Annotated in this window: 10 protein-coding genes; 5 read left to right on the top strand and 5 right to left on the bottom strand. The window is 64.5% G+C overall.

The window, feature by feature from the left end; genetic code table 11:
• Positions 1 to 33 precede the first annotated feature (33 nt).
• The gene (locus E3T35_RS13255; RefSeq protein WP_174776419.1) at positions 34 to 594 is read right to left on the bottom strand and encodes a hypothetical protein; all 561 of its coding nucleotides are present in this window, start codon (positions 592 to 594) and stop codon (positions 34 to 36) included.
• Positions 595 to 638: 44 nt separating this feature from the next.
• Between E3T35_RS13255 and E3T35_RS13250 the strand changes: the two genes are divergently transcribed.
• Together E3T35_RS13250 and E3T35_RS13245 are read left to right on the top strand one after the other, a co-directional pair.
• Positions 639 to 1,079, top strand: a complete 441-nt coding sequence (locus E3T35_RS13250) for an EVE domain-containing protein (protein WP_134345500.1) — start codon at positions 639 to 641, stop codon at positions 1,077 to 1,079.
• Between the two features lie 37 nt (positions 1,080 to 1,116).
• On the top strand, positions 1,117 to 2,376 hold the full coding sequence (locus E3T35_RS13245; protein WP_134379501.1) for a hypothetical protein: 1,260 nt from the start codon (positions 1,117 to 1,119) through the stop codon (positions 2,374 to 2,376).
• Between the two features lie 18 nt (positions 2,377 to 2,394).
• On the opposite strand, the gene E3T35_RS13240 is transcribed toward E3T35_RS13245, so the two are convergent.
• From E3T35_RS13240 to E3T35_RS19855, 3 genes are all read right to left on the bottom strand, one after another.
• A complete protein-coding gene (locus tag E3T35_RS13240; RefSeq protein ID WP_134379499.1) occupies positions 2,395 to 2,889 on the bottom strand; it encodes a SprT-like domain-containing protein in 495 nt (164 codons plus the stop codon).
• Positions 2,889 to 4,052 (bottom strand): sorbosone dehydrogenase family protein, encoded by a 1,164-nt coding sequence (locus E3T35_RS13235; RefSeq protein ID WP_134379497.1) that lies wholly within the window; start codon positions 4,050 to 4,052, stop codon positions 2,889 to 2,891. The genes E3T35_RS13240 and E3T35_RS13235 overlap by 1 nt, the downstream gene beginning before the upstream one ends.
• A gap of 191 nt (positions 4,053 to 4,243) precedes the next feature.
• The gene (locus tag E3T35_RS19855) at positions 4,244 to 4,456 is read right to left on the bottom strand and encodes a hypothetical protein (protein WP_233197172.1); all 213 of its coding nucleotides are present in this window, start codon (positions 4,454 to 4,456) and stop codon (positions 4,244 to 4,246) included.
• Here E3T35_RS19855 and E3T35_RS19850 point away from each other — a divergent pair.
• Positions 4,451 to 4,789 (top strand): hypothetical protein, encoded by a 339-nt coding sequence (locus tag E3T35_RS19850; protein ID WP_241987772.1) that lies wholly within the window; start codon positions 4,451 to 4,453, stop codon positions 4,787 to 4,789. The genes E3T35_RS19855 and E3T35_RS19850 overlap by 6 nt on opposite strands.
• 223 nt (positions 4,790 to 5,012) lie before the next feature.
• Here the strand turns inward: E3T35_RS19850 and E3T35_RS13225 are convergent, their stop codons facing one another.
• Entirely contained in the window at positions 5,013 to 5,900 is an 888-nt protein-coding gene (locus E3T35_RS13225) for a spermidine synthase (RefSeq protein ID WP_134379495.1), read from the bottom strand.
• Positions 5,901 to 6,185: 285 nt separating this feature from the next.
• Between E3T35_RS13225 and rpoB the strand changes: the two genes are divergently transcribed.
• Together rpoB and E3T35_RS13215 are read left to right on the top strand one after the other, a co-directional pair.
• Positions 6,186 to 9,677, top strand: a complete 3,492-nt coding sequence (gene rpoB / locus E3T35_RS13220; RefSeq protein WP_092341667.1) for a DNA-directed RNA polymerase subunit beta — start codon at positions 6,186 to 6,188, stop codon at positions 9,675 to 9,677.
• A gap of 55 nt (positions 9,678 to 9,732) precedes the next feature.
• A complete protein-coding gene (locus E3T35_RS13215) occupies positions 9,733 to 13,656 on the top strand; it encodes a DNA-directed RNA polymerase subunit beta' (RefSeq protein WP_134345496.1) in 3,924 nt (1,307 codons plus the stop codon).
• The last annotated feature ends 44 nt before the right edge of the window (positions 13,657 to 13,700 follow it).

Here is a 13,700-nt window from a genome sequence, read left to right as displayed (position 1 = left end):
CCGCCGCCGGGCGCGGCGCACAGCAGGCATCCGCTAGTCGCGGGCGGTTTCGGCGGTGCCGTTGGAGTCCGCTGACTGCGCCGGCGGCACGAAGTTCGGGTCGTCGATGCCGACGTCGTGCTGCCAGGTGGGGGCGAGGCGCTTGAGCCGCAGCAGGCGCCACTGCCAGAACGCCCAGAAGGTGGGCCAGAGCGCGAGCGTGGCAGGCCGCCCGCGAAAGATGAGCTGGTCGCGGTAGAGCGTTTTTCCGGTGCCGGCCGGGTCGGGCGCGATGGCCATGCGGTGGTCCCACAGCGTGACCGCGCTGAGCGCACCGGATACCCCGCGGCCGGTGTCGCGCAGAATGCGCACTCCGTCGGGTCGGTGCGTGGAGTCAGCGAGTCGAATGACCTGGGTGCCCATCGGCACGAGACCGAGCGCGGTGAACACGGCGGGGTGTTCGCCGGGCTCCCAGCGGGTGGGAAAACCGTCGGCTTCGAGGGACTCGACCGCCATGAACGGGCTGCTCACCTCCCGAAACACGGCGGGGCTGTGAATGGCGTGCCAGGCGGCATCCGGTGTGCAGTCGAGGATCTCTTTCAGCAGTACGCGCATGGTTCTAGTTTGGTCTGACGACGGCATGCAGTACAACTAGACAGGTGGCAATTCGGTTCTGGCTGGGCGTTGTGCATCGCGAGCATGTGCTGCGCGGTGTTGATTTGGGAATTGCCCGCGCCAACCGTGGTGCCGGCGACATGATCGCGCAGATGGGCGAGGCTGACGGTATCGTCTACTACTCGCCGAAGACCGCGATCGAGGGCGAACCGCTCAAGGAATTCACCGCGATCGGTCGCATAGCGGATGCCTACGCGTACCAGGTCGGCGACCCCGGTAACGAATTTCGTCCGTGGCGACGCCGGGCGGACTACGACCTGGATGCCTGGCCCACCAGCATCCGCCCGTTGTTGCCCGTGTTGCAACTGACCCGAGACAACCTCAACTGGGGTTTTCAGCTGCGAGCCGGCGTGCTGGAGATCTCGCGGCACGACTTCGAGACGATTCGGCAGCAGATGCGCCGGCCCTCCGCCGACGACCGGTAGGGCGTTTGGTCAGTAATCCCTTATTAGACTCAAGCCCATGAATGGCGATCTCTGGTGGGTACCCTCGGTCATCGTTATCGGCCTCGTTGTGGCCGGGGTCTGGGCGCTGGTCGGCGCCTCGCGGCGGCGCACTCGGGCCAGGCTCGGGCAGGTGAGAGCAGTGGCCACCGAGCTGGAACGCAACGCGTCGAGCAGCCTGGTGCGCGCCGACGACGTGGTGCAGGACGCCACCGACGAACTCAGCTTCGCGATCGCGCAGTTCGGGGAATCGGCAACGCGGGAGTTCGCCACCGCGCTCGCGACCTCGAGGCGACAGCTCAGCGATGCCTTCGCGCTGCAGCAGAAACTCGATGACGCGGTGCCGGACAGCGCTCTCGAGCGCACCCGCTGGAACCACCAGATCGTGCAGCTCGCCGACGAAGCGACCGGTCGGCTGACCAACCAGGCCCGCGATTTCACGGCCAAACGTGGTGTGGAGCGCAATGCGCCGCAGCAGATCGACGAACTGCGCCGTCGACAGGGCCGGGTGTCCGACCGCGTTGCGGGCGGAGCGAGCACCCTCACGAGGCTCGGCCTCAGCTATTCGGCCGCCGCGCTCGCGCCGATCAGCGGCAACGTCGACCGGGCCCGCACGGCTCTGGACGCTGCGCGGGCGAGTGCGGATGCGGCGGCGGCGCGCCTGGCAGCTACTGAGCCGGTCGGCGAGCAGCTGCAGGCAGCCGAGCACGCCCTGTTCCAGGCGACGCAGCTGCTCGACGCGATCGAAACCGGCGAAGACCAGCTCCACCGCGGCTTCGCAAACCTGCAGAAGGCGCTGGATGCTGCCGGTACGGAACTCGCCGAAGCCCGTGCCCTGCGCGATGGCCACGAAGAGTCCGACACGAGCGCGTCGCTTAACCAGGTCATCGCCGACGCCGCCTCCGTGCAGGCGTCTCTCCGCGAGCCCGGGCGGCCGAGCGACCCGGCCGCGGATCTGGTGACCCTCGAGGCCGCGATGAACGGGCTGGACAGCATCCGCTCGGAGGCGCGCAACCGCCAGCTGCGCCTCGACAACGCGCGCACCGCCCTGGCCGGGGCGCTGCTCACCGCGCGCAGCCAGATCACCGTCACTCGCGACTTCGTGGCCGCGCACCGCGGACGGGTGCAAGCTGCAGCCCGCACGCGCCTGGCCGAGGCCGAGCGGCAGCTGGCGCTCGCCGTGGCCGAAAGTGACCCGGTGACCGCGCTCGACACCGCGCGCCGGGCGATGACCCTCGCAACGGATGCCGACGCCCTCGCCCGCTACGACACGCACTGAACCCGGCCGGGTGACGCACTAGGGCCCAGCGGATGCCGCGGCCCGGCGCCGGATCGCCGATGTGATCTCCCGCCTGAGCCAGGTGATGGCGTGCGCTTGGTCGAACCGGCGGGCGCAGAGCCCGCAGGCCAGGGGCCGGGTGGGCTGCCGGTACCGAAAGTGGGTGTGCCCGGCGGGGCAGGTGCCCACCCACGGCGCGAGCTCATTGGCGATCTCACCGTCGTGGGTGCGCTTGCCGTCGTAGCCGAGGTCGTGTGCCATCTTCTTCCACCGCGGGCCGTGTCCGGCGCGCGGGCCGGCCAGGGCATGCGCGAGCTCGTGCAGCAGAATTTGGTAGACGTCGTCGTCGACGTAGCGCGAGGCGAGGTAGCGCGACACGGTGATGTGCTTCTTGCTGAAATTGCAGAGGCCCGCCCGCTTCTTCGCGTTGTCGAAGCCGAAAGTCCAGCTGGGGTCGAGGTGCAGCACGATGAGTGCGTCAGCCCAGCGGCGCACCTGAGCGAGGTCGGCCATTAAGGACCAACCTGAACTTGGCGCAACTCGACTTGGTAGAGCCGGTCGTCACCGGCCGCCGGCGAGCCCCGGCCATCCGTGTTATTACTCACAAACCACAGTGTGCCAGCAGGCCCGGGCACCACGTCGCGCAATCGACCGAAACTGTGCACAAACCACTCGGTGGGGGTGTCTGTGGAGGACTCCGTCGTGATTGGGATGCTCCACAGCCGTTCTCCGCGCAGGCTCGCCATGAAGACGGTGTCGTTCACGATGGTGATGCCGCTCGGGCTGGCCTGGTCGGTCGACCACTGCTGCTCCGGGTCGATGTACGCCGAGTTGCCGGCCTGGCCTTCGACCAGCGGCCAGCCGTAATTGCCACCGGGAACGATACGGTTGAGCTCGTCCCAGGTGTTCTGGCCGAACTCGTTCGCCCAGAGCTGTCCGCGCGAATCCCACGCCAAACCCTGCGGATTCCGATGCCCGAACGAGTACACCAGCGTGCCGAACGGGTTGTCGTCGGGTACCTGCCCGGTCGCGGTCATGCGCAGGATCTTGCCACCGAGGGCATCAAGGTTTTGGGCGTTGACGGTGTCTCCCGCGTCGCCAGCGGTCGCATAGAGCAGGCCGTCCGGACCGAACGCGATGCGCCCTCCGTTGTGGTTGCCGGCCCGGGGGATACCGCTCAGAATGACGGTGGGCGCCCCCAGGGTGTGGCGGCCGGGGGAGCCGGCCAGCGGCATCCGCTCGATGCGGTTGTCGTTGGCCGTGGAGAAATAGGCGTACACCCAGCCGTCTCCGCCGGGGGCTGCTTCGTCGGCCAGAAAGGCCAGGCCGAGCAGGCCGCCTTCACCGTTCGGCTGCGCGGCCGACACTTTTCCCGCCTCACGCAGGCTGCCGTCGGTCAGCAGCTCCCGCACCCGGGTCGTGTCGCGTTCGCTGATCAGCGTGGTGCCGTCTGGCAGCCGCAAAATCGACCAGGGCGCCTCGAGTTCCGAGGCGATGACGACCGGTTCGCCGAGCGGATGCACCGGCGCGAGCGGGCCGGCGTCCGTCGCGGTCGGTGCGGGCCCGGCTGGTGTCGAGGTCGACGGAGTAGCGCTCGGCGCGTCCGCGCTGCAGGCGGCCAGCACGAGAACCAGCAGGGTTGCAGATGCGACGGCCGCCGCTCGCCCAAGAGTCACTGTTCACCTCGCCTTCGTGGTGAACACAGCATGCCGTAGAACTCGCTCGGGGGCCACTGTCTCCGGCCGACGGGCAGCACAACTCCTGCAATTTCTGGCTGAGCGCATCGGGTGCCGCGTATTTTCGGACCTGTATCGAGCGCCCGCTGCGAATTGCAGGAGTTTTGCGCGGCAGCCAAAGTGGAAGGTGGTCAGGCCGCGGACCCGCGGGCCGCAATGTGCGATTCAACGACGGCCACGGCGAGCAGCGAGCTGTCGAGTTCGTCGGCGTCGGCGCCGTCTTTCTCCCGAAGAAACACGGCCGCGGTGAAGTCAGCCAACGCGCCCTCGAGGTTGCCCTGGTCGAAGTACACCTTGCCGCGGTGCTGCCGGGCATAGGCGGCGAGGCGGGTCCACTCGTGCACCTCGGAGTCGAGGATGCAGTGCGTCAGCTCGCTCGCGGCCTCATCGAGCTTGCCCTGAAATTGCAAAACCTGCGCACGACGGATGCGACTGGCCACCGCCTGCTCCCGGTTGCCGGTAAAGCGGGACTGCCGCAGCGCCTCATTCGCGATCTCCCAGGCCTCATCGAGCCGCCCGACCAGCCGCAGCAGGGCGACCTTTTCGTTGAGGGCGGCCAGGCTGCGCAGATTGCCGAGTTCGACGAGTCGCTCGCCAGCGGCCAGCAGGTCGACTTTTTCGCGCAGGGTGATGGGATCGTAACCGATGATGAAGCTCAGGGTGTGTTCCTGTATTGACGAGGGCGGCCGCGGCCGCAGGGGAAAGAACGGGTGTGCCCAGAGTACCGCCGCCGGTGAGAAACCGGCCGAAGCCGGGGCGGTGTTGCGCCGGTGGGGGTCGCATCGGGGGAGTTATCTAGGGCAACGTTCACAACTGCGGAGATCTGGGCTGATTTGTCAAACCAAGGGGTGCGGTGACCCGAATTGTGCAGAATCTCCGCAGTTCGGAACGGATGCTCGGCTAATGCCCGATTTGGAAGACCGTGCGGCCGGGCAGCGGCGACTGCGTCGAGGTCTCATCGGTCGCCACGAGCGAACCGGCCATGAACGCCTTCAGCTCGGCGCCCTCGATCACCTTCGCCGGGTGCGGCCCGCCCGCGAGCAGCCGCGGAATCCAGTTGAGGTCGATCGGCGTGTGCGCCGCCACGAACACGATGTTGCCAAAACGGCGACCCTTGAGCACCTGGGTCTCGGCGAATCCGATCACGTGCGGGAACACCGCGGAGAGGGTGGCGGCCTGGCCACGCGCGAACGCGAGGCCGGGGCCATCCGCAACGTTGACTGCGAGCACACCGCGCGGCGACAGCAGCGGGGCGGCGAGCGCGAAGAACTCACGGCTGGTCACGTGCTTCGGGGTGCGCGCGCCCGAGAAGATGTCGACCACGACGAGGTCGACCGCGCCGTTCAGCCCGGCCGGCAGCTTGCCGAGCACCTCGCGGGCGTCGCCGTGGCGCACCCGCAGCTGGGCGCGCTTGTCCCAAGGAAGCACCTCGCGCACGAGATCGATCAAATCGCTCTCGATCTCCACCACCTGCTGGCGCGAGCCCGGTCGGGTCGCCTCGACATAGCGGGGCAGGGTGAGGGCGCCGGCTCCGAGGTGCACGGCGGTGATCGGCTCGTGCGGTTCCCCGAGCAGATCGATGACATGCCCGATGCGCTGGATGTACTCGAAGAAGAGCTCGTCGGGGTGGTCGATGTTCACGTGCGACTGCGGAGTGCCGTCGACCACGAGTTGAAAGCTGCCGGGGGTGAACCGGTCCGGTTCGATCACCGCCGTGTGTCCGCTCAACTTCAATACGACAGAGGGATGCCCGTCCGTCGCCACTTCGCCCTTGCGCCCAGTACTCATCCCCCCAGTCTGCGCCCTCCGTGTGTGCGGTACCGGCAACATCCGCTTTCGAGGGAAGGGGAAGGGTGGGTTATACCTGAGAATCTGCTCGATCGCAACAATGAGGTGGACACATCAGTCAGGAAGGCATATAGTTGATCCTTGCGCTCCCAGACAAACTATGCCTTCATATTGCGGTCGGCTTTGCGTGTTCAAGCCACCTTGAGGCACACCTCTTTCGAGGGTCTGCGGAGTCATCACCAATAACAGTAACTAGACCTGACGGGGTCCACGGAGGTTATTTCCTTGGCTGCTGCGCGCAACGCAACCACCAACTCACCCAAGAACGGCCGCTCCCACGAGCGTCTGTCGTTCGCAAAGATCAGCGACCACTTGAACGTTCCGGATCTGCTCGCTTTGCAGACCGAGAGCTTCGACTGGCTCGTCGGCAACGATATCTGGAAGGCTCGCGTCGCCGAGGCCCAGAAGGCCGGACGCCAGGACCTGCCGAATCGCACCGGGCTCGATGAGATCTTCGAGGAGATCTCTCCCATCGAGGACCTCGGCGAAACGATGCAGCTGTCCTTCACCAACCCGGAGCTCGAGCCGGAGAAGTACACCATTGACGAGTGCAAGGAAAAGGGTAAGACCTATTCAGCACCCCTCTATGTGAACGCCGAGTTCATGAACCACCTCACCGGTGAGATCAAGACTCAGACCGTGTTCATGGGTGACTTCCCGTTGATGACCCCCAAGGGCACCTTCGTGATCAACGGCACCGAGCGTGTCGTCGTGTCGCAGCTGGTGCGCTCCCCGGGCGTGTACTTCAACCGCGAGCAGGAGAAGACGTCTGACAAGGACATCTACTCCGCCCGTGTCATCCCGAGCCGTGGTGCCTGGCTTGAATTCGAGATCGACAAGCGCGACCAGGTTGGCGTGCGCATCGACCGCAAGCGCAAGCAGTCCGTGACCGTGTTCCTGAAGGCCCTTGGCCTCACCAGCGAGCAGATCCTTGAGGAGTTCAAGGGCTACGCGTCCATCGAGCTCACCCTCGAGAAGGACAACATCCTTACCAAGGAAGAAGCCCTCAAGGACATCTACCGCAAGCTTCGTCCCGGCGAGCAGGTTGCCGCCGAGGCTGCGCGTGCGCTCCTTGACAACTTCTTCTTCAACTCCAAGCGCTACGACCTGGCCAAGGTTGGTCGTTACAAGATCAACCGCAAGCTCGGCCTCGAAGCGCCGCTGAGTGACTCCGTACTGACGCTGGCGGACATTCTGGCCACCATCAAGTACCTCGTCGCCCTGCACGACAACCAGACCACCCTTCCGGGTCTGCGCGACGGCAAGATGACCGACATCAACATCGACATCGACGATATCGACCATTTCGGTAACCGCCGTATCCGTGCCGTTGGCGAGCTCATCCAGAACCAGGTTCGCACCGGACTGTCCCGCATGGAGCGCGTCGTTCGCGAGCGCATGACCACGCAGGACATCGAAGCGATCACCCCGCAGACCCTGATCAACGTGCGCCCCGTCGTCGCCGCGATCAAGGAGTTCTTCGGTACGTCGCAGCTGTCGCAGTTCATGGACCAGAACAACCCGCTCGCAGGCCTCACGCACAAGCGTCGCCTGTCCGCGCTGGGCCCGGGTGGTTTGTCCCGTGACCGCGCCGGCGTCGAGGTGCGAGACGTTCACCCCTCGCACTACGGCCGCATGTGCCCCATTGAGACCCCTGAGGGCCCGAACATCGGCCTGATCGGTTCGCTCGCCTCGTTCGCGCAGATCAATGCGTTCGGTTTCATCGAGACGCCGTACCGTCGTGTGCAGGGCAACAAGGTCACCGAGACGATCGACTACCTCACCGCGAGTGAGGAAGACGACTTCATCGTCGCCCAGGCCAACGCGCCGCTCACCAAGGACTCGCACTTCGCCGAGGCCCGCGTGCTAGCTCGTAAGAAGGGTGGCGAGGTCGACCTCGTTCCCGCTGAAGACATCGGCTACATGGATGTCTCGCCGCGCCAGATGGTGTCGGTCGCGACCAGCCTCATCCCGTTCCTCGAGCACGACGATGCAAACCGCGCGCTCATGGGTGCCAACATGCAGCGTCAGGCGGTGCCGCTGCTTCTCAGCGACAGCCCGCTCGTCGGAACCGGCATGGAGGTCTACACGGCCATCGATGCCGGTGACGTGCTCACCGCGCTGAAGCCCGGTGTGGTCTCCGAGGTGTCGGCTGACGTTGTTACCATCCAGCTCGACGAGGGCGGCACGCAGGACTACTACCTGCGCAAGTTCTCGCGCTCCAACCAGGGCACGAGCTTCAACCACCGCGTGATCGTCAACGCCGGTGAGCGCATCGAAGCCGGCGAGGTCATCGCCGACGGACCCGCCACCGACCAGGGCGAACTCGCCCTCGGAAAGAACCTGCTCGTGGCATTCATGCCGTGGGAAGGTTACAACTTTGAGGACGCGATCATCCTGAGCCAGAACCTGGTGAAAGACGACACCCTCTCCTCGATTCACATCGAAGAGTACGAAGTGGATGCCCGCGACACCAAGTTGGGTAAAGAAGAGATCACCCGCGACCTTCCCAACGTGTCTCCGGACTTCCTCGCCGACCTCGACGAGCGTGGCATCATTCGCATCGGAGCCGAGGTTCGCCCCGGCGACATCCTCGTCGGCAAGGTCACGCCCAAGGGCGAGACCGAGCTTTCCGCCGAGGAGCGCCTGCTGCGCGCCATCTTCAACGAGAAGAGCCGCGAAGTTCGCGACACCTCGCTCAAGGTTCCCCACGGTGAGCGCGGCACCATCATCGGTGTCAAGGTGTTCGACTCGCAGGACGGCGACGACGAGCTCGGCTCGGGCGTCAACCAGCGCGTGGTCGTGTTCATCGCCCAGAAGCGCAAGATCACCGAGGGTGACAAGCTCGCCGGCCGTCACGGCAACAAGGGTGTCATCTCCCGCATTCTGCCGATCGAGGACATGCCGTTCCTCGCCGACGGAACCCCGGTTGACATCATCCTCAACCCGCTCGGTATCCCCGGTCGTATGAACTTCGGTCAGGTGCTGGAAACCCACCTCGGCTGGATTGCGAAGCAGGGCTGGAACGTCGAGGGCAAGCCGAAATGGGCTGCTCGTCTTCCGGAGCACGCCTTCAGCGCCGCCCCCGGCACGAAGGTCGCCACCCCGGTATTCGACGGCGCGCTCGAGATCGAGATCGAGGGTCTTCTGGACTCCACGACCCTGACCCGCGACGGCGAACGCCTCATCGGTTCCTCGGGCAAGACCCAGCTCTTCGACGGCCGCTCCGGTGAGCCGTTCCCGATGCCGGTGTCCGTTGGATACATGTACATCCTGAAGCTCCACCACCTCGTCGACGACAAGATCCACGCACGTTCGACGGGTCCGTACTCCATGATCACGCAGCAGCCGCTGGGTGGTAAGGCGCAGTTCGGTGGACAGCGTTTCGGTGAGATGGAGGTGTGGGCGCTCGAAGCATACGGAGCCGCTTACGCCCTGCAGGAACTCCTGACCATCAAGAGCGACGATATCCTCGGCCGCGTCAAGGTGTACGAAGCCATCGTCAAGGGTGAGAACATCCAGGAACCCGGCATTCCCGAGAGCTTCAAGGTTCTTATCAAGGAAATGCAGTCGCTCTGCCTGAACGTCGAAGTACTTTCGGCCGATGGCACCGCAGTCAGCCTGCGCGACACGGATGACGAGGTGTTCCGTGCTGCGGAAGAACTCGGCATCAACATTTCCACCCGGTTTGAGTCGTCGTCCATCGACGACATCTGAGCTTGTTAAGGCAGGGCCCGCCCCGCAATCTTCGAAAACTTTCCAAGGAGAGAAATTGCTCGACGTAACAACATTTGACGAGCTTCGTATTGGCCTGGCTACCGCAGACGACATCCGTCGTTGGTCGCACGGTGAGGTCAAGAAGCCCGAAACCATCAACTACCGCACGCTCAAGCCGGAAAAAGACGGCCTGTTCGGCGAGCAGATCTTCGGACCCTCACGGGACTGGGAATGCTCTTGTGGCAAGTACAAGCGTGTTCGCTTCAAAGGCATCGTCTGCGAGCGTTGCGGTGTAGAGGTCACGAAGTCGTCGGTGCGCCGTGAGCGCATGGGCCACATCGAGCTCGCTGCTCCGGTCACGCACATCTGGTACTTCAAGGGTGTGCCCTCGCGTCTCGGCTACCTGCTGGACATGGCTCCGAAGGACCTCGAAAAGGTCATCTACTTCGCTGCGTACATGGTCATCACGGTGGACGAAGACGGTCGCCACCAGGACATGCCTGGCCTCGAGAACGAGCTTCGCCTCGAACTCAAGACCATCGAGTCCAGCCGCGACTCGCGCATCGCCGATCGCCTGCAGCGCCTTGAAACCGACCTCGCAGCACTGGAGGCCGAAGGCGCCAAGAGCGACCAGAAGAAGCGCACGAAGGACGCCGCCGAGAAGGAAATGGGCCAGGTTCGCAAGTCCCTGGACGAGCAGATCGCGCACCTCGAGCGCGTGTGGGAGGACTTCCGCACCCTCAAGGTCGGCGACCTGAAGCCGGAAGACTCCGTCTTCCACGAGCTCCAGGACCGTTTCGGAATGTACTTCGAGGCCTACATGGGCGCCGAAGCCATCAAGAAGCGCCTTGAGGCTTTCGACCTGGTCACCGAGAGCGAAAACCTGCACCTGCAGATCGCTGAGGGCAAGGGTCAGAAGAAGATCCGTGCCATCAAGCGTCTGCGCGTGGTCAACGCCTTCATCATGACCGGCAACTCGCCGGCCGGAATGGTGCTCGACGTCGTACCCGTGCTCCCGCCGGAACTGCGCCCGATGGTGCAGCTCGACGGTGGGCGTTTCGCCACCAGCGACCTCAACGACCTCTACCGTCGTGTGATCAACCGCAACAACCGCCTGCGTCGTCTGCTTGACCTCGGTGCTCCCGAGATCATCGTGAACAACGAGAAGCGGATGCTGCAGGAGGCCGTCGACGCACTGTTCGACAACGGTCGTCGTGGTCGCCCGGTCACCGGTACCGGTAACCGTGCCCTCAAGTCCCTGAGCGACATGCTCAAGGGAAAGCAGGGTCGTTTCCGTCAGAACCTGCTCGGCAAGCGCGTGGACTACTCTGGCCGTTCGGTCATCGTGGTCGGCCCGCAGCTCAAGCTGCACCAGTGTGGTCTGCCCAAGCAGATGGCACTCGAGCTGTTCAAGCCGTTCGTGATCAAGCGTCTGATCGACCTGAGCCACGCTCAGAACATCAAGGCTGCCAAGCGGATGGTCGAACGCTCACGTCCGCAGGTCTGGGACGTGCTCGAGGAAATCATCCGCGAGCGCCCGGTCATGCTCAACCGTGCACCCACCCTGCACCGCCTCGGCATCCAGGCCTTCGAACCTCAGCTCGTTGAAGGTAAGGCAATCCAGCTGCACCCGCTCGTCTGCGCGGCGTTCAACGCCGACTTCGACGGTGACCAGATGGCCGTCCACCTTCCGCTCTCGGTTGAGGCCCAGGCCGAGGCACGCATCCTGATGCTCGCCTCGAACAACATCCTCAAGCCGTCTGACGGCCGCCCGGTGACCCTGCCCACCCAGGACATGATCATCGGTCTGCACCACCTCACCACGATGAAGGAAGGTGTGGTCGGAGAAGGCCGCGCATTCTCCACCGTGTCCGAGGCCATTCTCGCGTTCGACCAGAAGTCGCTCGACCTGAATGCCAGGGTGCGCATCCGCTTGACCGACAAGTACTTCACCGAGGGCACGCAGCCCGAAGGCGTCGAACTTGTGGGCGGCCAGGCTGTCGGAACCGTTCTCGTCACCACGAGCCTCGGTCGAGCCATCTTCAACGAGGCGCTTCCGGCCGACTACCCGTACTTCGAAGACGTTGCCAACAAGGTCACCATGTCGACCATCGTCAACGACCTCGCGGAGCGGTACGTCAAGGTGGAGGTTGCTGCAACCCTCGACCGGATCAAGGATGCCGGTTTCTACTGGGCAACCCGTTCCGGTGTAACCGTTGCGCTCAGCGACATTCTGACCCCGCCGAACAAGCCGCAGATCGTTGCCGGCTACGAGAAGCAGGCCGCCAAGGTTCAGGCACAGTTCGAGAAGGGTCTCACGACCGACCTCGAGCGTCGCCAGGAGCTCATCCAGATCTGGACTCGCGCCACGGAAGACGTTGCCGCAGCGATGCAGGCGAACTTCCCGGCCGACAACACGATCAACCGCATGGTCACCTCGGGTGCTCGTGGTAACTGGCTGCAGGTGCGTAACATCGCCGGCATGCGAGGCCTCGTGAACAACCCGAAGGGTGAGATCATCCCTCGCCCGATCATCTCGAGCTACCGCGAAGGCCTGTCCGTCGCCGAGTACTTCATTGCTACTCACGGTGCTCGTAAGGGTCTGGCCGACACTGCTCTGCGTACCGCTGACTCGGGGTACCTCACCCGTCGTCTGGTGGACGTCTCGCAGGATGTCATCATCCGCGAAGACGACTGTGGAACGACGAAGGGCCTTGAACTGCCCATCGCCGGAACCGACGCCACGACCGGTGCGCTCCTGCGGGGCGAAGACGGCGGCCTCTTGGTCGACTTCAACGTCGAGAACGCGGTCTACGCCCGCAGCCTGGCCGCAGCCGCGGTTAACGCTGCCGGTGAGGTCATCGCCGACGCCGGAGACGACGTCGGAGACGTGCTCATCGCGAAGCTCATTATCGGTGGTGTCGAAACCATCAAGGTGCGTTCGGTGCTGACCTGTGAGTCGGCTGTCGGTGTGTGTGCGGTCTGCTACGGCCGGTCGCTCGCTACCGGCCAGCTCGTCGACATCGGTGAGGCCGTCGGTATCATTGCCGCACAGTCCATCGGTGAGCCCGGCACCCAGCTGACCATGCGTACCTTCCACACGGGTGGGTCGGCATCCGCTGACGACATCACCCAGGGTCTGCCGCGTGTTCAGGAGCTGTTCGAGGCGCGTACCCCCAAGGGTGCATCGCCCATCGTCGACTCTGCCGGACGCATCACGATCGAGGATTCGGACAAGGGCCGCAAGGTCATCCTGACCCCCGACAGTGGCGACGAAGCTATCGCCTACCCGGTGCTCAAGCGTTCAACCCTCCTCGTTGAGGATGGCCAGCACGTTGAGCTGGGGCAGCAGATCATCATCGGCGCCGTCGACCCGAAGGAAGTTCTTCGCGTCAAGGGTGTTCGCGCGGTGCAGAAGCACCTCGTCTCCGGTGTGCAGGAGGTCTACCGTTCGCAGGGTGTACCGATTCACGACAAGCACATCGAGGTCATCGTTCGTCAGATGCTTCGCAAGGTGACCGTCGTCGAACACGGTGACACCGGACTGCTTCCGGGCGAGCTCGTTGACCGGTTGAAGTACAACGACCTCAACCGCACCGCGCTCACCGAGGGCAAGAAGACGGCATCCGCTCGCCAGGAAGTCATGGGTATCACCAAGGCATCGCTGGCGACCGAGTCCTGGCTGTCGGCTGCTTCCTTCCAGGAGACCACCCGGGTTCTGACCCAGGCGGCCATGGAAGGCAAGAGCGACCCGCTGATGGGCCTCAAGGAGAACGTCATCATCGGTAAGTTGATCCCCGCTGGAACCGGCCTTCCCCGCTACCGCGACGTCACCGTCGAGGCCACGGAAGAAGCCAAGGCTGAGCGTTACCCGAACCGCATCTTCACCGAAGATGCAACGTTCAATGAGGGTGACCTGAGCTTCGTCGACTTCGACAGCTTCTCGTCGGACGACCTGGCGCCGGGTACGTATAACTAACCCGCAGTTCTAAACGGATGGCCCCTGCTTCGGCAGGGGCCATC

The organism is Cryobacterium sp. TMT1-2-2, from assembly GCF_004403505.1.
GTDB classification, from domain to species: domain Bacteria; phylum Actinomycetota; class Actinomycetes; order Actinomycetales; family Microbacteriaceae; genus Cryobacterium; species Cryobacterium flavum.
The sequence above is the reverse complement of the archived record's forward strand: the minus strand, read 5'-3'. Positions and strand labels throughout refer to the sequence as shown.